This window comes from Flavobacterium sp. 270 (genome assembly GCF_004368785.1).
GTDB lineage: Bacteria > Bacteroidota > Bacteroidia > Flavobacteriales > Flavobacteriaceae > Flavobacterium.
On record NZ_SODM01000005.1, the window covers coordinates 128,034 to 149,088 of the forward strand.

Sequence of the window (21,055 nt, forward strand, 5' to 3'; positions counted from 1 at the left end):
ATTCAAATGGAAAATATAAAATTCACAAAATGGACTTTAGTTTTTGCGATTCTTTTCATAGAATCTATATTGCTTTTTTTGCTAGCCCCTCATTATTACAATTATGAGTTCAATTTATTTTGCATGATTCAATATCTTTTTAGTTCTTTTCTTTTTTTGAAAGCAAAAAAGAAAGAGAATTATTTTGATTTTGATATGATTTTTATGTTTTCGTTCTTTTTTGTAATGTTTTTTTACCCTGTGTTTATGTTTCAGAGCGACCCTCTTAAATATTTTGCATTTAAATATGAATTTAATGAAAATGTAATTTCTAGGTCTACTGCTCTTTCACTCTTAGGAATGCAATCCTATTTTTTTGGAAGTATATCATTTAAAGAAAAAGAGAAAAATGATAGCTTCAATGTAAAATCTTATAATTATATAACTGGTCTTGCTATAATTTCTGCACTTTCATTTATCTTGTTTATCGCTTCAGGAGGCTATTCTAGTCTAAAAGGTGCTTATTCTGGGGAATCAGTACAAGCATCTGGTTTGGGATCTTATTTTAGAGCATTTACACCCCCGTTTTTATATTGTGCACTTGCGTTGCAATTTAATAATCTTTACAAACTGAGTACAGATAAGTTTTATATAAAAAAGCTAAATAAAATTTTAGTAATATATACATTGGCTTTTATTGCGCTCATGTTAATGTCTGGTAGTCGAGCAAATACACTGCAACTATTATTGATTTGTGGTGCACTATATACTATGTTTTACCGTTCGATAAGTTTTGTAAGATTTGTTCCTTTAGTATTTATTGGTGTCATTGGTATGTTTATTATTAATATTCTGCGAGGTGGTGGTGAATTGTCTGGATTAGCAGATATCGTTATGGATTTGATAATTAATAATAGAAACACTTATGTGGCTGTTGATTATGTAGATGTGTATGGAGTCACTCTAGGAAAATCAATGTTGTCAGTTTTACTTGCTCCCTTTCCTTTTATGCAAACTATTATATTTTCAATCTTCAATATTAATGCGTGGGATGCTTCCTCGGCTTCATTGATTACAAAAATATCATTAGGAGGCGAAAGCGAGCTTGGTCTTGGTACAAATATAATAGCAGATCTTTACATGTCTTTTGGGATGATAGGCGTGATTGTTTTTATGTTTTTCTTAGGAAGATTTATTGCTAAAATTCTGTATTTTTCAAAAAAGAATATTTATGCTCTTATCGCTTACACAGTTATGATTTCTTATTCTGTGTATATTGTAAGGTCAGAATTTTTTTATTCAGGAAGAGATTTATTGTGGGCATTATTAATCTTTTTTTGTTTTGAAATATTTAACAATAGTAAAAAAAGAAAATTACAAGAAGAATGAATGTTTCTATAATAATATCTGATATTTCAAAAACTGGAGGTACTGAAAGGGCTGTTGTTACATTAGCAAATATCTTGTCTGAGAAATATAAAAGTGTGACTATTGTAAGCTTAACACGAACACAAAATAAAGGAAGTTATTATGCAATCGACAATAGGGTAAAATTATCGTTTTTAGATAATGAACCTTTACCTCTAAAATTATCAGGCAAAATAAGATGGAGTATCAATACAGTTTTATCATTAAGAAATTATTTAAAAAAAAATAAAACGAATCTTATAATTTCAACTGGCCACAATAATAATTGGTTGTTGCCTTTTATGAGATTAAATAAAAAGATGAAAATTATTGCTTGCGAGCATATCGTTTATTCTAGTATTCCAAAAATCTCGAGAATATTCATGAGGCTAACTTATCGATTTCTGGATAAAATCGTAGTTTTATCTGAGTCTGCAAAAGTAAGTTTTCACAAATACAGTGAAGTTGTAGTAATTCCTAACGCAATTCCTTTCAAGACAAAAAAAGAATCTCAACTTATTAGGAAACAGATTTTGATGGTTGGAAGGTTAAGTCCAGAAAAGGGACTGGAAAGATTAGTTTCCATCGCAATCGATTTAAAAAAAAAGTTTCCAGATTGGAAAATTGTTGTTTTAGGAGACGGACCAGAAATGATTAAGATTGAAAAATCAATAAACGAAACCGATCTAAATGATTTTTTAGTTTTAAAAGGAGCAACAAAAGATGTTGAAAAGTATTATCTAGATAGCTCAATTTATATAATGACATCTCATTTTGAAGCTTTTCCTATGGTTTTATTAGAAGCACAAAGTTTTGGTTTACCAATAGTTGCGTTTAATTGTCCTGAAGGTCCGTCAGAGATTATAAGAGATGGTCATAATGGATTTTTAGTTGAAAATGGTAATATAGATGAGTTTTCTCAAAAAGTAGAAGCACTGATTGAAAGCAAAACGTTACGTGATAGTTTAGGTAGAAATGCAAAGAGGAATTCAGGTAAATTTTCCGAAAAAAAGATAATGGAAAAATGGATTTCTTTAATTGACAATGAAATACTCACTCAAAGGTATTAAAAATATGAGATATATTTGAATAATGGTTGATAGATATTTAAGTGATAAACTGAAGGTAATTTCTTTTTTTTCGATGATTATGGTTGTGTTCCTCCATTCATATAATTTAGAAGAAAATATATTACAAGATCCCAATATAACAAAAGGATATAATTTTTTGGTTCAGTTTTTTATAAGTCAAGGGCTTGCTAGAATTGCGGTTCCTATTTTTTTTATTATTTCAGGATACTTACTTTTTTTAAATAAAAATTATACGTCTAATGAATATTTTTTAATTTTAAAAAAACGATTAAAATCTTTAGTTATCCCATATTTATTTTGGTCTTGCTTATTATTTGTTGTGTTTTTTTTGCTTCAAAGTTTACCTCAAACTGCAACATTTTTTAAACAAAAGCATATTGTTAATTATACTTTTACTGAAGTTTTACAAGCAATTTTTATATACCCTATACCGTTTCAGCTTTGGTTTGTTAGGGATTTATTTATTTTAATTGTCTTTTCTCCTTTATTTTATATTTTTATAAAGTATGCTAAAAATCTTTTATTATTGATACTTCTAATTACTTGGTGGTTTCAATTTGATTTTATTATTTTTTCAAATGAGGCAATTTTGTTTTTTACTTTAGGCGGTACATTCGCAGTCAAAAAGCTAGATTTAAATATTCAAATGTTTTCGAAAATCAGTATCTTATTGTTGTTTTTGTGGGTTTTTATTATTCTTTCCGAAACAATTTTAGTATATAAAGGAATATTAAATAAGAATATTTTAAATTCAATTCATAAATCTGGCATATTAGTTGGCATTGTCGCTATTTGGTCCTTTTATGATTTTTTACTTCTTAAAACTAAGATTATAAATTCGATACTTATTTCATTGACGCAAACTTCTTTCTTTATATATGTATGTCATGAACCCTTGTTAGAAATTTTAAAAATTGTATCTTATAAAATATTTGGATCTAGTCAATTTTTAAAATTAATAGTATATTTCACAATCCCTTTACTAATAATACCAATTTTTATACTATTGGGATTTTGGTTTAAAAAAAATGCATCTAATTTTTTTAGCATTGTAACAGGAGGGAGATAAGAATTAAAATATTTTTTAGAATAATAAAAATTGTTAATGGATATACAGCTAGATAATATAATTTTCTCGTTGCAAAAAGCTGGAGGAGCTTCTGTTGTGTGGCAGCAACATTTGGAGAGACTATTAAAAGATAATCAATTTCAACCCTTTTGCTTGGAGTACAATAATGCTGAGTTAAATTTTTTTAGAAAACAACTAAAGATTAATCAAGATTTATTAAATCAGAGAAGCTCTAAATACTTATTCATAGAACGTTATTTAAATTTGAATTCTCAGCAAAAAAGTAAACATCTTTTTCACTCTTCTCATTATCGTATTGAAAAGGGCAAAAACATAATTAATGTAACAACAGTTCATGATTTTACTTATGAATATTTTATAAGTGGCTTCAGGAAAAAGATTCATTCTTGGCAAAAAAATACAGCGATTAATAATTCTAAAGGAATTATTTGCGTATCGGAGAGTACAAAGAAAGATTTACTGCGGTTTTTGCCTCACATCAATGAAAATAAAATTAGAGTTATCTACAATGGTGTCGACGAGCATTTTAAATTATTAAACGATAATGTGATTATAGAAAAAAAGCATTTATTTGAAGATTATAGCTATGCTTTATATATTGGAGATCGAAGAACTGCTTACAAAAATTTTGATATGGCAGTGGATGCTTGTAGATTGGCTCAAATTCCGCTTTTGATAATTGGAGGCGGTGCATTAACGCAAGAAGAGTTGTATAAACTAAACGTAAAACTTGGAACTGAAAATTATTTTATCCTTTTAGGGGTAAGCCTTGAAGATTTAAATTACTATTACAATAGAGCATATTGTCTTCTTTATCCTTCTTTATATGAAGGTTTTGGAATACCAGTTATAGAAGCCCAACGTGCAGGATGTCCTGTTGTTGCAACACACTCTTCGTCAATACCTGAGGTAATAGGAAATGAATATTTGATGCTGCAAGATCCTACAGCGGAGAAAATTTTTCATAAGATAAAAGAAATATCAATTGATAGTAATTTGAGAAAAGAAACAATTGAGAGAGGACTTTTTAAGTCTAAAAACTATAGCTGGGAAAGAACATATCAACAAACAACCGAATTTTACAGGGAATTATATTTTGAGAAGTAGATATAGCTTATTGACGATTATTAAATTAATAATTTGGGTAATCCGAACTAAATTAATTTGGAAAAATGCTAGAATAATTAGATTTCCTTTTGATTTAAGAGGAAAAAAATACATGTCAATATCAAAGGGATTTACCACAGGAGTGGGATGTAGATTAGAGGCTTATCCAAAGAACAATAATAAGGTTTTATTTATGGGTAAAAATGTTCAAATCAATGATTATGTTCATATTACGGCTATGGAACACGTATTTATTGGAGATAATGTACTTATGGCGAGTAAAATTTATATATCTGATTGTTCACATGGTAGTTATTCTGGAGACAGTAATGACAGTAGTCCTTATAGTTTGCCTATAGAGAGACCTCTGCACTCAAAAGCTGTAATTATAGAAGACAATGTTTGGCTGGGAGAGTTTGTTTCTGTTTTACCAGGAACTACAATAGGGAAAGGAACAATTGTAGGGGCCAATTCAGTGGTTTCTAAAAGCCTTCCTAGTTATGTAATTGCGGTAGGATCTCCTGCTAAGCCAATAAAAAAATACAATTTTGAAACTAAAAGGTGGGAAAAAACAAATAATATATAATGAAAAATATACTAATAACTGGAGGCGCTGGATTTATAGGAAGTAACCTTGCATTGAAACTTATAGAAAAAGGACATAAAATCACAGTTTTGGACAATCTCTCCAAACAAATACATGGAGAAAATCCTGAAATTACTTCACCATTATATAAAAGTGTAAAAGATAAAGTTACATTTATAAAAGGAACAGTAACTTCGAGAGAAGATTGGGAAAAAGCGTTAGAAAATCAAAATGTCGTTGTTCATTTTGCGGCTGAAACTGGAACAGGACAATCTATGTATTGCATAGAAAAATATGTTGAAGTTAATATCCAAGGCACAGCAATAATGCTTGATATATTAGCAAATAATGAAAACGCAGTTGAAAAGATAGTAATAGCATCTTCACGTTCCATTTATGGAGAAGGAAAATATAAACATCCAAAACTTGGAATTGTTTATCCTTCGCACAGAAAAGAAAATGACATGCTTGCTGGGAACTTTGAGCTAACTTATTCAGACAATGAAGTTTTAGAATTGTTAGCTACAGATGAAAATTCTAAAATTCATCCCTCATCTGTTTACGGTATTACAAAACAAAATCAGGAACAAATGATTATGACCGTTTGTCCAACTATTGGTATTGCTCCTGTAGGGTTTAGATATCAAAATGTTTATGGTCCTGGTCAGTCACTATCAAATCCTTACACTGGCATTTTGTCTATTTTTTCTACTCAAATTCGAAATAATAATCCAATTCAAATTTTTGAAGACGGAAATGAAACCAGAGACTTTGTTTTTATAGATGATGTTGTAGAAGCTACAATTCTTGGTATTGAAAAAAAGGAGGCAGACGGACATGTTTTTAATGTAGGAACAGGTGTTGCTACTGATGTTCTTGAAGTGGCTAATGCGTTAATTAAAGCATATAATATTGACGTTCCGGTAACTGTAACAGGTAGATTTAGACTAGGGGATATTCGTCATAATTATGCTGATTTAAGTAAAATTAAGGAGAATTTAGGTTTTGAACCAAAAGTGTTTTTTAAAGAGGGTATTGAACAGTTTTCTGCGTGGGTTCTTAAACAAGAAATTCAAGAAGATAAGCTAAGTAAATCTTTAGAGGAAATGAAAAAGAAAGGTTTGTTGAAATAATGGATAATAAAAATTTTCAAAATAAAAAAATACTTTTTTTTTCTGTCAAATTATTCAATTATGAAAATATAATTGCGGATAAATTAAGATCATTAGGAGCAGAGGTTGATTATTATGATGAAAGACCAAGTAACTCAATATTTACAAAAGGAATAATTAGATTAAAAAGAGATCTTTACAATACTCGAATATCTAATTACTATGAAAATATTTTGAAAATTATTAAAAAAAAGAGATATAATTACTTTTTTTTAATTAAAGGGGAAGTAGTGCCTCAATTCTTTATAGATAAGATAGTACAGATGAACCCCGGCATTACTTTACTATATTATACGTTTGACTCTTTTGAAAATAATCCTAATGGCATCAAAATTCTAAAAAACTTTACAAAGAAATATACTTTTGATTCTAAAGATTCTCAAAAATATAATCTGAGCTTCAGACCTTTATTTTTTTCAGATGATTATCATTCATTAGTTACTGAAAATAAAACAAAATATGATTTGCTTTTTATTGGAACAGCGCATTCAGATAGATATGTTATTAGTGAGCAAGTTGGTACGTGGTGCGTGAAAAATAATCTTAAAAATTTCGCATTTTATTATTCGCCAAGTAGATTGGTTTTTCTGTTTTTTAAATTATTTGATTCATCTTTTAAAAAATTTAAATATAGAAAAATTTCATTCTTTAGTTTAAAGCATGAGCAAATAATTGAATTATATAAGCAGTCAAAAGTTGTTTTGGATATAAATCATCCCAACCAAAGAGGATTAACCATGCGAGTATTTGAAGCTCTCGGCAGCGGTAAAAAACTTATTACTACAAATATTGATATTAAACGATATCCCTTTTATAATGAAAACAATATATATGTGATAGATAGACATAATATTAAGTTAGATCATCATTTTTTTGATTTACCTTTTATTAATATAAATGAAAATTTATATCATAAAATGTCTATCTCGGGTTGGCTGGAAGAATTGTTTTTTGGTAATCAATCGTTCATATGGTTAGACGAACAGCTAATTGTAAATAATTAAAAATAAAATTGAAAAATATACTCTTGACAGGATCAAATGGATTCTTGGGTTCTATTATAAAAAATGAATTTTTAAAAGTTGATAATATTATTACTTTATCACGAACTAAATCTGACTATAATATTTTATTAGAAGAAAAAATACCTGAATTTAATGAAAAATTTGATTTAATAATTCATGCCGCAGGAAAAGCACACACTGTTCCAAAGACAAATGAAGAGAGGTTGCAATTTCATAATGTAAATGTTGTCGGTGCTCAAAATCTCTTAAAAGGATTAGAAAAGACAGCAATACCTAAAATGTTTATATTTATTAGTTCCGTTTCCGTTTACGGGCAAGAATTTGGAATTGCAATAGCTGAAGAATCGGGACTTAATGCTAAAGATGCATATGGATTAAGTAAAATTGAGGCAGAAAATTTAATTTGGAATTGGTGCAAAGCCAACAATGTAATTTGTACAATTTTACGTTTACCATTATTAGTAGGAAAGAATCCTCCAGGTAATTTAGGTGCTATGGTTAGGGCTATAGAAAAGGGTTATTATTTTAATATTGACGGAGGCAAAGCAAAAAAAAGCATGGTATTAGTAAGCGATGTTGCTAAGTTGATTCCGGTTGTTGCCGCTATAGGTGGAATTTATAATCTTACGGATGGGAATAATCCAAGTTTTAGCGAACTAAGTTTTGCAATTTCTAAAAAGAAAAGTTTTAGCTTACCTTTAAATTTAGCCAGATTAATTGGTAGATTAGGAGATATATTTGGGGATAGATCTCCAATTAATTCTTTGAAAGTAAATAAAATTACATCAGATTTAACTTTTGATGATTCAAAAGCAAAGAAAATATTGAACTGGAAACCAGAACCAGTCTTAAATTATTTAAAAAGAGAAAACTTAAATTAATTTTTATCCATAGCTTCATTAATAAATAATGCAATACACAATACTAGGATTTTTTTTAATGATTATAATGTTGCTTTACTTTAAGATAGGAGGTCGATTCAATATTATAGACAAACCAAATCACCGAAGTGTACATACAGAAATAACTTTACGTGGAGGTGCTATAATTTTTTGGTTTTCTGCCTTGCTGTACTTTGCACAAAATATTCAAACAAATTACCTTTTCTTTACCGGAATAACAATGGTAAGTTTAGTAAGTTTTTGGGATGATGTACAAAGTCTCTCAAACAAAATCAGAATCTCAATTCATTTTCAGCTATTGCTTTAGTTTTTAATGATTTAGAGATTTTAGCTTATTTCCTCTGTGGACTGTTGCTATAATTTATGTATTGGCAATAGGATTAAAATCAGGAACTTCAGCGATTCATTTAGCATTAATTTTATTAAAAGTCAAAGCTGGAGAGGAAGTTATTTGTCAAAGTAAGACTTTTTCTGCTTCAGCCAATCCTATTTTATATCAGGGAGGAATTCTAGTTTTTGTAAAGTGAGTTGGATACATGGAATATGTGTCCAGAATTTTTAGAATTGGCGATTTTAGATCGAATTAAAAAGGAAAAAAAACTAAAGCAATAATAACAGTTCATCTTTATGATAATCCTTATAAAATAAATAAGATTCATGCAATTGCAGACCGATATCAAATTCCAATTATAAAAGATAGTGCTGAGGCTTTAGGAAGCAGTTATAGAGGTAAAAAATGTGGTGCTTTCGGTACCTTTTGGGCTTTATCTTTCAATGGGAATAAGATTATTACAACTTCAAGTGGAGGAGTATTAATTTCAAATTCAAAAGGAATAAAAGAAAAAGCTGTATTTTACGCGACACAATCTAAAAACAAGGCAATGCATTACCAGCATACCGAAATTGGATATAATTATCGAATGAGTAATATTTGCGCAGGTGTTGGTCTTGGACAAATGAAAAATTTGGATGAGAATGTGAAATTGCGAAGAGAAAATCACTTTTTTTACAAAGAGATTTTCAAGAATATTGTTGGAGTTGAACTGTTCGAGGTTTTAAACGAAGATTATTTTTCGAATTATTGGTTAAATATAATTTTGATTGAAGCGACTATTTTTGAAAGCAGGATCAAGGAAAGTTTAAGACTAGCTTTTGAAGAGAAAAATATTGAAACGCGTTCTTTGGAAACCCATGCATTTACAGCCAATTTTTGAAAAATATCCATATTATGGAAATAAAATTGCCGAAAATTTATTTTAAAAAGGATTATGTCTCCCATAGGGATCAAATCTCACAAGTGAAGATAAAAATAGAATTAAACAAGTAATTGTTGATTTCTTTAACTAATAAAAATAGATTAAATTAATATGAAAATAGAAAAAACATTTATAAAGGATTTAGTAATTGTTGAGCCAATAGTATTTGGAGATGAAAGAGGATATTTTTTTGAATCTTACAGTAAGACTAAGTTTGAGGATTTAGGGATAGAAATTGACTTTGTTCAGGACAATCAGTCTTTTTCTAAAAAAGGAACTTTAAGAGGTTTACATTATCAAAATCCACCCTTTGCACAAACTAAATTAGTTCGTGTTTTGGAAGGAGAAATCATTGATGTAGCTGTAGATTTAAGAAAAGATTCTCCAACTTATGGTAAAGCATTTAGTGTTTTATTATCTGCGGAGAATAAAAAACAACTATTAGTTCCTCAAGGTTTTGCGCATGGTTTTTCAGTAATTAGTGAAACAGCATCTGTTATGTACAAATGCGATCAATTTTATAATAAAGCTTCTGAAGGAGGAATTAAATTTGATGATCCATCTTTAAACATTAATTGGGGGATGAATTTAGATCAAGCCATTGTTTCTGAAAAAGATCAAATTCTTCCTTTTATTGAAAATTGTAATAGTTTGTTTTAATGAAAAAAATACTAGTTACAGGTGCAAATGGACAATTAGGTTCAGAGTTAAATTTATTGTCTAAAATTTATTCCCAATTTGAATGGATTTTTGCTGATAGAAACCAAGTTGCTTTAGATAACTTATCAATTTTAGAAAGTCAATTAGAGTCAGTTAATCCAAATATAATTATTAATTGTGCAGCCTATACTGCTGTAGATAAAGCAGAGTCGGAAACCGAATTAGCGGATATTATTAATCATTTAGCAGTAGAGGTTTTGGCACATTGGTCTTCAAAAAATAATGCTAATCTAATACACATTTCTACTGATTATGTCTTTGATGGAACTTCATCTATTGCGTTAAATGAAGAAGCGCTAACAAAACCTATTAATGTGTATGGTAAAACCAAACTAGCAGGAGAAGAGGTTTGTTTGAAACAAAATCCTAATGCAATAATTATTAGAACATCTTGGGTGTACTCAAGCTTCGGAAATAATTTTGTAAAAACGATGTCACGATTAATGCAAGAGAGAGATAGTTTAAATGTGGTCAATGATCAAATAGGAAGTCCAACTTATGCTGCAGATTTGGCACAAAGTATTATGTTGATAATTACTAATTCAAATTGGAAGGCTGGAATTTATAATTTTTCTAATGAAGGAGAAATTAGTTGGTATGAATTTGCTTTAGCTATAAAAGAAATTGGTGGATATAACTGCGAATTAGGCGGGATTCCATCATCATCATACCCAACTCCTGCAAAACGTCCAGCATATTCTTTATTAGATAAGTCAAAAATTAAAAAAACTTACAATGTAAGTGTTCCAGATTATAAACAAAGTTTAAAAAAAATGATGAGTTTATAATTAGATGATGAATTTTTTCATTTTAAATAATTAAAAAAATAAAAACATGAAAGGAATTATATTAGCAGGTGGTTCAGGGACAAGATTACACCCTCTAACCTTAGCAGTAAGTAAACAATTAATGCCTGTTTATGATAAACCAATGATTTATTATCCACTTTCTACTTTAATGATGGCAGGGATTAGTGAAATTTTAATTATTTCTACACCTCATGACTTACCGCATTTTAAAAAATTGTTAGGAGATGGAAAAAATATCGGATGTAAATTTAGTTATGCTGAACAACCAAATCCAAATGGATTAGCACAGGCTTTCGTAATTGGAGAAGAGTTTATAGGAAATGATAAAGTTGCCTTAGTTTTAGGAGATAATATCTTTTTTGGAACCCACATGCAGCAGTTATTAAAAGAAAATGCTAATCCAGAAGGCGGAGTTGTTTTTGCATACCATGTTTCTGATCCTGAAAGATATGGAGTTGTAGAATTTGATGATAATAGGAATGCAATTTCTATTGAAGAAAAACCATTAGAGCCTAAATCCAATTTTGCAGTTCCTGGATTGTATTTTTATGATAATTCAGTTGTTGAAATTGCAAAGAATATTAAACCTAGTGCCAGAGGAGAATACGAAATTACAGATGTAAATAAAGTGTATCTTGAAAAAGGAAATTTAAAAGTTGGAATATTAAGCAGAGGTACTGCTTGGCTTGATACTGGAACATTTAATAGTTTAATGCAAGCAGGACAATTTGTTCAAGTTTTAGAAGAAAGGCAAGGATTAAAAGTAGGCTGTATTGAAGAAATTGCGTGGAGACAAGGTTTTATAACTTCTGAACAATTAAAAGATTTAGCTCAACCACTTAAAAAGTCTGGCTATGGAGAGTATCTTTTAAATATTTTAAAATATAAAATCTAAATTATAATTTTTTAACCCCAATTTAGGCTATGATTTACGTCATATTATTTCTTATATTATTCATAATTGAACTCGTTTACTTCAAAATAGCAGATCGATTTAATATTATTGACAAACCTAATCTGCGAAGTTCACATACGGAAATTACATTAAGAGGGGGTGGTATAATTTTTTGGTTTGCCGCATTGCTTTATTTCTTTCAAAATTTAAAGTATAATTATTTTTTCTTTATTGGAATTACATTAGTGAGTCTTGTTAGTTTCTGGGATGACATTCAGAGTTTATCTAATAAAATTAGAATATCGGTTCACTTTATTGCGATTAGCTTGATTTTTTATGATTTAAATGTTTTTTCCAGCATAAATATATTATGGATTATTATAACATATGTATTTGCAATAGGTATTATCAATGCCTATAATTTTATGGATGGTATAAACGGTATTACTGGTTTATATACATTAATAGTTATGGGAAGTTTGTGGTATGTAAATAAAAAAATACAGCTTTTTATCGATGCTGATCTAATAATTTATGCTATTACAGCAAGTCTGGTTTTTCTTTTTTTTAATTATAGAAAAAAAGCAAAATGTTTTGCTGGTGATGTAGGAAGTATTGCAATTGCTTTTTGGATAATTTATTTAATCTTGAAATTAATCTTAGCTACAAACTCAATTATCTGGCTCTTATTTTTAGCTGTTTATGGAGTAGATGCTATTTGTACTATTTTACATCGACTTTATTTGAAACAAAATATTTTTGAAGCTCACAGGTTACATTTTTATCAGATATTAAGTAATGAATATAAAATTCAACATCGTGTTGTCGCACTAATTTATGCAGTTGTTCAGGGTCTTGTTTCTATAGTAACTATTTTTTTGTATCAAAAACTTGATGCACCAATTCTTTTTATATTAATTACGCTTCCATTGATTTTGATATATTCTTTGAAGTTTTATATAATTCGTAAAGCAAGTTTAAAAATAATATAATGGAGCCTAAAATAATTCAGGGAGGTAGTTTTTCAGATCATAGAGGCAGCATATCTTATGTAAACGATTTTAGTTTTGCAGGTATTGAGCGTTTTTATATCATAAGCAATTCTGAGTCCAACCCTATTCGAGCCTGGCAAGGACACAAACTAGATGCTAAAAATTTTTACTGCATAAGTGGATCTTTTAAAATACATTTTGTAAAAATTGATAATTGGGACAATCCATCAAAAGATTTACTTGTCGAAACTGTTTCAGCATCTGCCTCTGATAGTAAAATTATTCATATCCCTGCAGGTTACGCAAATGCTGTAGAGTCTTTAGAAAAGGATTCGAAATTAATTTCATTTTCAACTTTGCCATTATCGAATGTGAGCGAAGATGATGTCAGATATGAATCAGATTATTGGAAAATTAATGAGTGATAAAAGAATTTTTTTATCACTACCTAAATTGGGTGGAGACGAGCAAAAGTATGTTCAAAAAGCATTAGATGAAAATTGGATAACTTCAGGAGGCCCTAATGTTAATGAATTTGAAAAAGATTTAGAAGAATATTTAAGTAAAAATGTTTTTGTTACAGCCTTAAATTCCGGAACTTCAGCCATACATTTAACACTAATTTTGCTTGGAGTTAAGGCTGGAGACGAGGTTATTTGTCAGAGTATGACATTTTCTGCATCAGCAAATCCAATTTTGTATCAAAGCGCAACCCCTGTTTTTGTAGACAGCGAAGTTGAAACTTGGAATATTTGTCCGGAATATCTTGAAATTGCAATTAAAGATAGAATTTCTAAAGGGAAAAAACCAAAAGCAATAATTGCAGTTCATTTATATGGAATGCCTTATAAAGTAGATGAAGTTCATGCAATAGCAACTAAATATGGAATTCCTATAATTGAAGATAGTGCAGAGGCTCTTGGTAGTATGTATAAGGGAAAGAAATGTGGGACTTTTGGAGATTTTGGAATTTTTTCATTTAATGGAAATAAAATTATTACTACTTCTAGCGGAGGCAGCTTAATAACACATTCTAAAAAACTAAAAGATAAAGCCATTTTTTTTGCTACCCAATCAAAAGATAAAGCTATTCACTATCAGCATAGTGAAATTGGATATAATTACAGAATGAGTAATGTGTGTGCAGGAATTGGACTTGGCCAGATGAAAATTCTGGATGACAACTTAAATGCAAAAAAAGAGATTCATGATTTTTATTGTGATGCTTTCAAAGATGTAAAAGAAATTACTGTTTTTAAAAATTTAAATCAAGATTATAATTCAAATTACTGGTTAACAACTGTTTTAATTCAGTCAAGCAAAAACAAAAGTAGAGATATTTTGTTAGCTGCTTTTGAAAAGGCAAACATTGAAACCAGACCATTATGGAAACCAATGCATTTACAGCCTTTGTTTTGCGATTTTCCTTATTATGGAAATGGTGTGTCAGATGATCTTTTTCTAAACGGTTTATGTCTTCCATCAAGCCCTAGTCTTAGTAATGATGAAAAGCTTAGAATTAAAAGCGTTATAGATAGTTTATAACACATTTAATCTCTGAATTATTAAATTTCAATGTTTTTTAAAATATTTTTATAGATAATCAAGTTATACATAAATGAAACAAAACTTAGTTTTTTTATTTAAATGAATTTTTAAACCCTTTAATTTGTATTTTTGTAAAACATACAAAGCTTACAGATTTAAACTGAATTAAAATTGAATACAGACAAGCAAACCAAGGCAGCCTCTTTATTATATAACACTTTCTCTCCTAGGAATCTAAGGGCTAATATTAATAACCTTAGTTATCTGCCTAGGTGGGTTATTGTTGCTATAGATGTAATGGTTCTTGTTTTTTCTTTTACATTTACATATATGCTGTTTGAAGGTACAGCTATCGGCTACATCATTACATCACACCGTTCTTATATCGTTTCTGGTTTAATTCTGGTAAATGTCTTTTTCTTTTGGTTATTTAGAACCTATTCGGGTATTATTAGGCACTCTTCTTATATAGATGCTATAAAACTGTTATTTTCGCAAATGTCAGTTTTAGTGTTTTTTCTGTTTTTTAATCTAGTTTTTGAACTTTATACCGGACATAAAGCTTTTTTAAATACAGCGCTTTTTATTAATCTAGTATTGTCATTTTGTGGTTTGTTTTTATATCGTGTAGTGGTAAAACAGACTTTTGAAATGTATTTTTCTGAAAAAGCCAATTCTAAATTAATTCGAACAGTAATTTATGGAACAGACGCCAACGCAATTTCAGTAGCCAATGCTTTAAAATTTGAAACGCCTTCACGATTTAAAATTGTTGGTTTTGTAGATAAAAATAATCAAAATGCATCTAAACGAATGCTGGATCTACCTATTTTGATTTTGAGAAAAAAATTGCCTGCATTAATGCGTTCTGTTGCTGCAGAAGGAGTGATTATAGCAGATAAAAGTTTATCGAAAGAAGATCAATTACTGATCGTTGATCAATGCTTAGAATTCAATTATAGAGTTTATACCGTTCCTTTAATTTCAGATTGGGAAAATCAAAAAGAAATTTCTCAAAAAGTAAAAAATATCCAAATTGAAGATTTATTAGAAAGAAAACCAATTGTTTTAGATAGTAAATCTATTTCTAAACAGCTTAAAGATAAAACAATACTTATTACTGGAGCGGCAGGCTCTATTGGAAGTGAAATAGTAAGACAAGTTTTGGGTTTCAATCCGAAAAAAGTCATAATGCTGGATCATGCAGAAACACCGCTTCATAACTTATGTTTAGAAACGATGGCAATGAACTCATCAACTCAAATAGTTGCAGTAATTACAGACGTAAGAAGTAAAAAAGCATTAGAAAAAACATTTAAAAACTATAATCCGCATGTTGTTTTTCATGCTGCAGCCTACAAGCACGTTCCTTTAATGGAAGAAAATCCTGCTCAAGCCATATTAACTAATATTAAAGGGACTAAAAACTTAGCAGATTTAGCTTGTAAATATCATGTAAAGAAATTTGTTATGGTTTCTACAGATAAAGCCGTTAATCCTAGTAACGTAATGGGAGCTAGCAAACGAATAGCGGAAAAATATGTACAATCATTATTCCTGAAAAATCAAAGAGAAAAGATTGAGGGTGAAACAAAATTTATTACAACGCGTTTTGGTAATGTTTTAGGCTCTAATGGATCCGTTGTGCCTTTATTCACTAAACAAATTGCCGAAGGAGGTCCTGTTACAATAACGCATCAGGATATCATTCGTTATTTTATGACAATTCCAGAAGCTTGCCAATTAGTTTTAGAGGCTGGTGCAATGGGTAATGGAGGTGAGATTTATATTTTTGATATGGGTAAACCTGTTAGAATAATAGATTTAGCAAAAAAAATGATTAAGCTTGCAGGCTTTATTCCAGATAAGGAAATAAAGATTAAGATTGTTGGTTTAAGACCTGGTGAAAAGCTTTATGAAGAATTATTAAATGATACTTCTAAAACATTGCCAACTTATCATAATAAAATTATGATTGCTCAGGAAATACAAGATGAGTATGAAAATCTTCATATTGATATTGATGAGCTTATCGGAATAGCTGATTTTTATGATAATGATGATATAGTAGCAAAGATGAAAAAAATTGTTCCAGAGTTTAAAAGTATGAATTCTACTTTTGAGGTTTTAGACAAATAATTCTTTTCGCATAAAATTAATTTAGATATATAATTTCAAAAAAGGTGTTTTTTAAAACGCCTTTTTACTTTTTAAATAATTTATAAAAGAATAAAAATCTTGTTAATTATAGAGGGTAAATAAATATCCAGTTTAATATTTTTTTTACAATTCAATTGTATACAATAGATGAATAATATAAATTCTAACAATGAATGGTTGTTTGAAATAACACCAAAGAATAATTTTTTTTCTCTTAACCTTAAAGAAATTTGGCAGTATCGAGATCTACTATTTCTTTTTGTAAAACGTGATGTTATTACAGTTTACAAACAAACAGTTTTAGGGCCACTTTGGTATTTAATTCAACCTTTATTTACTTCTATAACCTTTACTATAATATTTAATAATGTTGCAGGAATTAATACAGGTTCTGTTCCTCCGTTTTTGTTTAATTTAGGAGGAATTACTGTTTGGAATTATTTTACTGCTTGTTTAAATGGAACTTCAGATACATTCAAATCTAATGCAGCAATATTTGGAAAGGTATATTTCCCAAGGATTATAACACCTCTTTCTGTTGTGATTTCTAATTTAATTAAATTTGGTATTCAGTTTTTAATTTTTATAGCATTTTATATTTTCTATTATTTTAAAGGATCAGAGTTGAGTCTAAATATCTCATTGATGGCATTCCCAATTTTAATTTCGATAATGGGAATTTTAGGCTTAGGTTTAGGAATGTTGATTTCTTCGATGGTTACTAAATATCGAGATTTTAGTTATTTAATTGGTTTTGGAATACAGTTATTAATGTATTTATCTGCAGTAATGTATCCAATGGAATTAATCAAACAAAAATTACCTGCCTATGGCTGGATAGTAGAATACAATCCTTTAGCCTATATTATAGAAACCTCACGTTATATGCTTTTAGACGTAGGAGAGATTTCACTTTCGGGATTAGCATATACTTTGATTTTAACAATTGCAGTATTCTTTATTGGACTTTTGATTTTCAATAAAACAGAAAAGAGCTTTATAGATACAGTTTAATTTATACTGTTGTAAAAAAGAGTCTTAGGTAAACTTATCACCCCATTTTATAAATTATAGTTGGAAAAAGATATAATATTAAAAGCAGAGAATATTTCTAAACAATATCGTTTAGGACAAGTTGGTACTGGAACTTTAAGCCATGATATAAACAGATGGTGGCATCAGATAAGAGGAAAAGAAAATCCATATTTAAAAATTGGTGATATCAATGATCGTTCTACAAAAGGATCATCAGAATATGTTTGGGCTTTACAAGATATTAATTTTGAGGTAGAGCGAGGAGAAGTTCTTGGTATCATTGGAAAAAATGGAGCAGGAAAATCGACCTTACTAAAAATACTTTCAAAAGTAACCGCTCCCACAACTGGAAAGATTAAATCTCGAGGACGTATAGCTTCTTTATTAGAAGTCGGAACTGGCTTTCATGGAGAAATGACAGGTCGTGAGAATATATATCTAAATGGTGCAATTTTAGGAATGACCAAAAAAGAAATCGCGTTAAAACTTGATGAGATCATTGAGTTTTCAGGTTGTGAACGTTATATAGATACACCCGTAAAAAGATATAGCTCTGGAATGACAGTTCGTTTGGCATTTGCGGTAGCAGCTTTTTTAGAACCTGAGATTTTAGTCATTGATGAGGTTTTGGCTGTTGGAGATTCAGAATTTCAAAAGAAAGCTATTGGTAAAATGCAAGATATTTCTAGAGGCGAAGGAAGAACTGTTTTGTTTGTGAGTCACAATATGGCAGCAATAGAAACTCTTTGTACACGTGTTATAAGTATGAGCAATGGAAAGATTTTTGGAAACGGAGAGCCTAGTAAAGTAATCTCAGATTATTTACAAAGTAGTTCTTTTTCAGAGCGTAAAATTAGTTTTGATACTATTGAAGAAGCTGAAGGTAATGAGCATGTTCGGATACTTTCTGCAGCAATCGAAAATGCCTCAACATTAGATAAAGAGGAAGTAATTGACGTTACTTCTGCTGTTGATATTTGTTTGAAAATTGTGAATCAAACCAATCAAGAACGCATTTCGATCGGTTACGATTTGAGAACTATAAAAGGAGATGTCGTGTTTGGAACTGGAGGAAAATTTAATTGTACCTTACAATCAATCACCGAATTAAAATGTCATATACCAGCTAATTTTTTAAATAATGATGTTTATCAAATACATTTGTATATTCACTCAGATACAATGACTTCTCTCTTTCAAAACACAGAGTTGTTAACTTTTGAGGTAAAAGACGTTAAAAGAGAATCGGGTTATTTAGGGAAAATAAGCGGGTTTATAAGACCGCAGCTTGATTGGACAATAATATAAATGAAAAAAATAGTTATTACCCAATCTAATTATATTCCATGGAAAGGATATTTTGATGCTATTAATGTTTCTGATGAGTTTGTGATTTATGATGATATGCAGTATACACGCAGAGATTGGAGAAATAGAAATCTAATCAAAACTGCACAAGGATTAAAATGGTTAACAATTCCAATAATAGTAAAAGGTAAATTTTTTCAAAAGATAAGAGAAACAAAAGTTTCTGATGTTAATTGGAATAAAGAGCATTGGAATATTTTGAATCAAACGTATTCAAAATCAAAGTGTTTTAAAGAAGTAAAAGATTTTGTTCAAGAATTGTATATGACTGTTAATTCAGAGTATTTAACAGAAATTAATGTGCATTTTTTAAAAGGAATATCCGATTATTTAGGGATTGATAAACAATTTAAATTTTCTAGTGAATTTGTATTAAAAGAAGAAAGAACCGAACGTCTTTTGGATATATGTTTAGACCTTAATGGAACAGATTATTATTCAGGCCCTGCAGCGAAAGATTATATGAATGAACAAATTTTTTCTGATTCGGGTATAAATATTCACTATTTTAATTATGCCGGATATTCTGAATACGAACAATTATATCCACCCTTTGAGCACGGAGTAACTATTTTAGATTTGATTTTTAATCAAGGAGACAAAGCAGCAACTTTTTTAAAAGAAAAATAATCAATGTCAAAATTAATAGAAGAAGTAAGAGAATATTATACTGCAAAAATCAAACAATTTGGAGCGACACCTCAAGGAGTTGATTGGAACTCCAAAGAATCGCAAGAATTAAGATTTGACGTTTTATCAACATTAATTGACGAACCTGTTTTTTCAGTTTTAGATTTCGGATGTGGATTTGGTTCTATGTTTGAGTATTACAGTAAAAAGTATGAAAACTTCAATTATACTGGCTTTGATATAGCGGAAGAAATGATACAAGAAGCAGTAATAACTTTTACAGAAAGTAAAAATGCGGTCTGGACAGCATCTTTGCCCAATAAGAAATATGATTATGTGATTGCCAGCGGTATTTTTAATGTTAAATTAGAAAATACAGATGAAAATTGGCTGTCATATATTTTAGAAACCATACAAACATTAAATGAAGTTTCGGAAAAAGGTTTTGCTTTTAATATTTTAACCTCTTATTCTGATAAAGAATATATGAAGGATTATTTATTTTACGGAGACCCTTTATTATTATTTGATTATAGTAAAAAACATTTTTCAAAAAATGTAGCATTGTTACATGATTATAATCTTTATGAATTTACAATCCTAGTTAGAAAATGAAACCAAAAAAACTAATAATATTTGGCACTGGAGATATTGCTCAATTAGCAAAATATTATTTTGATATCGATTCAGAGTACGAGGTTGCAGCTTTTACAGTAGACAGTGAATATTGTACCACTTCAACTTTTGAAAATCTGCCATTAGTTTCCTTTGGAGATGTAATGCTTAAATATCCTCCGGCTAATTATGAAATGTTTATTGCACTTAGTTATGCCCAAATGAATAATTTGAGAAAAGTCAAGTTTTTAGACGCAAAAACAATGGGGTATACAATTGCATCCTATGTTAGTAGTAAATGCAGTTATCTTTCTCAGTTTTCTCCTGGTGAAAATTCTTTTATTTTAGAAGATAATACCATACAGCCCTTCGTAAAAATTGAAGACAATGTAACCCTATGGAGCGGTAATCACATAGGACACCATTCGATTATAAAAAGCCATAATTTTGTGAGTTCACATGTAGTTATTTCTGGACATTGTACAATAGAATCAAATTGTTTTTTAGGAGTAAATGCAACAATAGGACACCAGGTAACAATAGCAGAAGGAACCCTGCTTGGAGCTGGAAGTGTAGTAACAAAAAACACAGAAGAAGATTGTATTTATGTTCCGGCTAAATCCATAAAGCTTTTTAAGAAAAGCAATGATGTAAAATTGTAGCAAATC

Annotated in this window: 20 protein-coding genes and 1 pseudogene; all 21 read left to right on the forward strand. The window is 29.3% G+C overall.

Annotation, left to right across the window (positions count from 1 at the left end; all coding sequences use genetic code 11):
- Nucleotides 1–6: 6 nt before the first annotated feature.
- On the forward strand, nucleotides 7–1,368 hold the full coding sequence (locus tag EV144_RS17825) for an O-antigen polymerase (RefSeq protein WP_134150512.1): 1,362 nt from the start codon (nucleotides 7–9) through the stop codon (nucleotides 1,366–1,368).
- Nucleotides 1,365–2,456, forward strand: a complete 1,092-nt coding sequence (locus EV144_RS17830) for a glycosyltransferase family 4 protein (RefSeq protein WP_134150513.1) — start codon at nucleotides 1,365–1,367, stop codon at nucleotides 2,454–2,456. The genes EV144_RS17825 and EV144_RS17830 overlap by 4 nt, the downstream gene beginning before the upstream one ends.
- A gap of 22 nt (nucleotides 2,457–2,478) precedes the next feature.
- Entirely contained in the window at nucleotides 2,479–3,546 is a 1,068-nt protein-coding gene (locus EV144_RS17835) for an acyltransferase family protein (protein WP_134150514.1), read from the forward strand.
- Nucleotides 3,547–3,582: 36 nt separating this feature from the next.
- Nucleotides 3,583–4,674 (forward strand): glycosyltransferase family 4 protein, encoded by a 1,092-nt coding sequence (locus EV144_RS17840; protein ID WP_134150515.1) that lies wholly within the window; start codon nucleotides 3,583–3,585, stop codon nucleotides 4,672–4,674.
- 193 nt (nucleotides 4,675–4,867) lie between these two features.
- On the forward strand, nucleotides 4,868–5,260 hold the full coding sequence (locus tag EV144_RS17845) for a DapH/DapD/GlmU-related protein (protein WP_243854702.1): 393 nt from the start codon (nucleotides 4,868–4,870) through the stop codon (nucleotides 5,258–5,260).
- On the forward strand, nucleotides 5,260–6,393 hold the full coding sequence (locus EV144_RS17850; RefSeq protein ID WP_134150517.1) for an SDR family NAD(P)-dependent oxidoreductase: 1,134 nt from the start codon (nucleotides 5,260–5,262) through the stop codon (nucleotides 6,391–6,393). The genes EV144_RS17845 and EV144_RS17850 overlap by 1 nt, the downstream gene beginning before the upstream one ends.
- Entirely contained in the window at nucleotides 6,393–7,436 is a 1,044-nt protein-coding gene (locus EV144_RS17855) for a lipopolysaccharide biosynthesis protein (RefSeq protein ID WP_134150518.1), read from the forward strand. The genes EV144_RS17850 and EV144_RS17855 overlap by 1 nt, the downstream gene beginning before the upstream one ends.
- Nucleotides 7,437–7,444: 8 nt before the next feature.
- Nucleotides 7,445–8,338 carry an NAD-dependent epimerase/dehydratase family protein gene (locus EV144_RS17860; RefSeq protein ID WP_134150519.1) on the forward strand — a complete coding sequence of 298 codons (894 nt, stop codon included), beginning with the start codon at nucleotides 7,445–7,447 and terminating at the stop codon, nucleotides 8,336–8,338.
- Nucleotides 8,339–8,727: 389 nt separating this feature from the next.
- Nucleotides 8,728–9,573, forward strand: a pseudogene (locus tag EV144_RS17865) (DegT/DnrJ/EryC1/StrS family aminotransferase).
- A 153-nt stretch (nucleotides 9,574–9,726) separates the two neighbouring features.
- Nucleotides 9,727–10,275 (forward strand): dTDP-4-dehydrorhamnose 3,5-epimerase, encoded by a 549-nt coding sequence (rfbC, locus tag EV144_RS17870; protein ID WP_134150520.1) that lies wholly within the window; start codon nucleotides 9,727–9,729, stop codon nucleotides 10,273–10,275.
- A complete protein-coding gene (gene rfbD, locus EV144_RS17875) occupies nucleotides 10,275–11,123 on the forward strand; it encodes a dTDP-4-dehydrorhamnose reductase (RefSeq protein WP_134150521.1) in 849 nt (282 codons plus the stop codon). Before rfbC ends, rfbD begins: the two co-directional genes overlap by 1 nt.
- Nucleotides 11,124–11,169: 46 nt before the next feature.
- Nucleotides 11,170–12,039: a glucose-1-phosphate thymidylyltransferase RfbA gene (gene rfbA, locus EV144_RS17880; RefSeq protein WP_134150522.1), complete on the forward strand. Its 870-nt coding sequence runs from the start codon at nucleotides 11,170–11,172 to the stop codon at nucleotides 12,037–12,039.
- Nucleotides 12,040–12,068: 29 nt separating this feature from the next.
- Complete coding sequence (locus tag EV144_RS17885) at nucleotides 12,069–13,031, forward strand: MraY family glycosyltransferase (protein WP_134150523.1); 963 nt, start codon at nucleotides 12,069–12,071, stop codon at nucleotides 13,029–13,031.
- On the forward strand, nucleotides 13,031–13,456 hold the full coding sequence (locus EV144_RS17890; protein WP_134150524.1) for a WxcM-like domain-containing protein: 426 nt from the start codon (nucleotides 13,031–13,033) through the stop codon (nucleotides 13,454–13,456). The genes EV144_RS17885 and EV144_RS17890 overlap by 1 nt, the downstream gene beginning before the upstream one ends.
- On the forward strand, nucleotides 13,449–14,576 hold the full coding sequence (locus EV144_RS17895; RefSeq protein WP_134150804.1) for a DegT/DnrJ/EryC1/StrS family aminotransferase: 1,128 nt from the start codon (nucleotides 13,449–13,451) through the stop codon (nucleotides 14,574–14,576). The genes EV144_RS17890 and EV144_RS17895 overlap by 8 nt, the downstream gene beginning before the upstream one ends.
- A gap of 174 nt (nucleotides 14,577–14,750) precedes the next feature.
- Nucleotides 14,751–16,718, forward strand: coding sequence for a polysaccharide biosynthesis protein (locus tag EV144_RS17900; protein WP_134150525.1), 1,968 nt, complete (start codon nucleotides 14,751–14,753; stop codon nucleotides 16,716–16,718).
- Between the two features lie 168 nt (nucleotides 16,719–16,886).
- Nucleotides 16,887–17,753 carry an ABC transporter permease gene (locus EV144_RS17905; RefSeq protein ID WP_134150526.1) on the forward strand — a complete coding sequence of 289 codons (867 nt, stop codon included), beginning with the start codon at nucleotides 16,887–16,889 and terminating at the stop codon, nucleotides 17,751–17,753.
- 60 nt (nucleotides 17,754–17,813) lie between these two features.
- Nucleotides 17,814–19,082 carry an ABC transporter ATP-binding protein gene (locus EV144_RS17910; protein ID WP_134150527.1) on the forward strand — a complete coding sequence of 423 codons (1,269 nt, stop codon included), beginning with the start codon at nucleotides 17,814–17,816 and terminating at the stop codon, nucleotides 19,080–19,082.
- On the forward strand, nucleotides 19,083–19,772 hold the full coding sequence (locus EV144_RS17915) for a WbqC family protein (RefSeq protein ID WP_134150528.1): 690 nt from the start codon (nucleotides 19,083–19,085) through the stop codon (nucleotides 19,770–19,772).
- Between the two features lie 3 nt (nucleotides 19,773–19,775).
- Nucleotides 19,776–20,387: a class I SAM-dependent methyltransferase gene (locus EV144_RS17920; protein WP_134150529.1), complete on the forward strand. Its 612-nt coding sequence runs from the start codon at nucleotides 19,776–19,778 to the stop codon at nucleotides 20,385–20,387.
- The gene (locus tag EV144_RS17925) at nucleotides 20,384–21,049 is read left to right on the forward strand and encodes an acetyltransferase (RefSeq protein ID WP_134150530.1); all 666 of its coding nucleotides are present in this window, start codon (nucleotides 20,384–20,386) and stop codon (nucleotides 21,047–21,049) included. Before EV144_RS17920 ends, EV144_RS17925 begins: the two co-directional genes overlap by 4 nt.
- The last annotated feature ends 6 nt before the right edge of the window (nucleotides 21,050–21,055 follow it).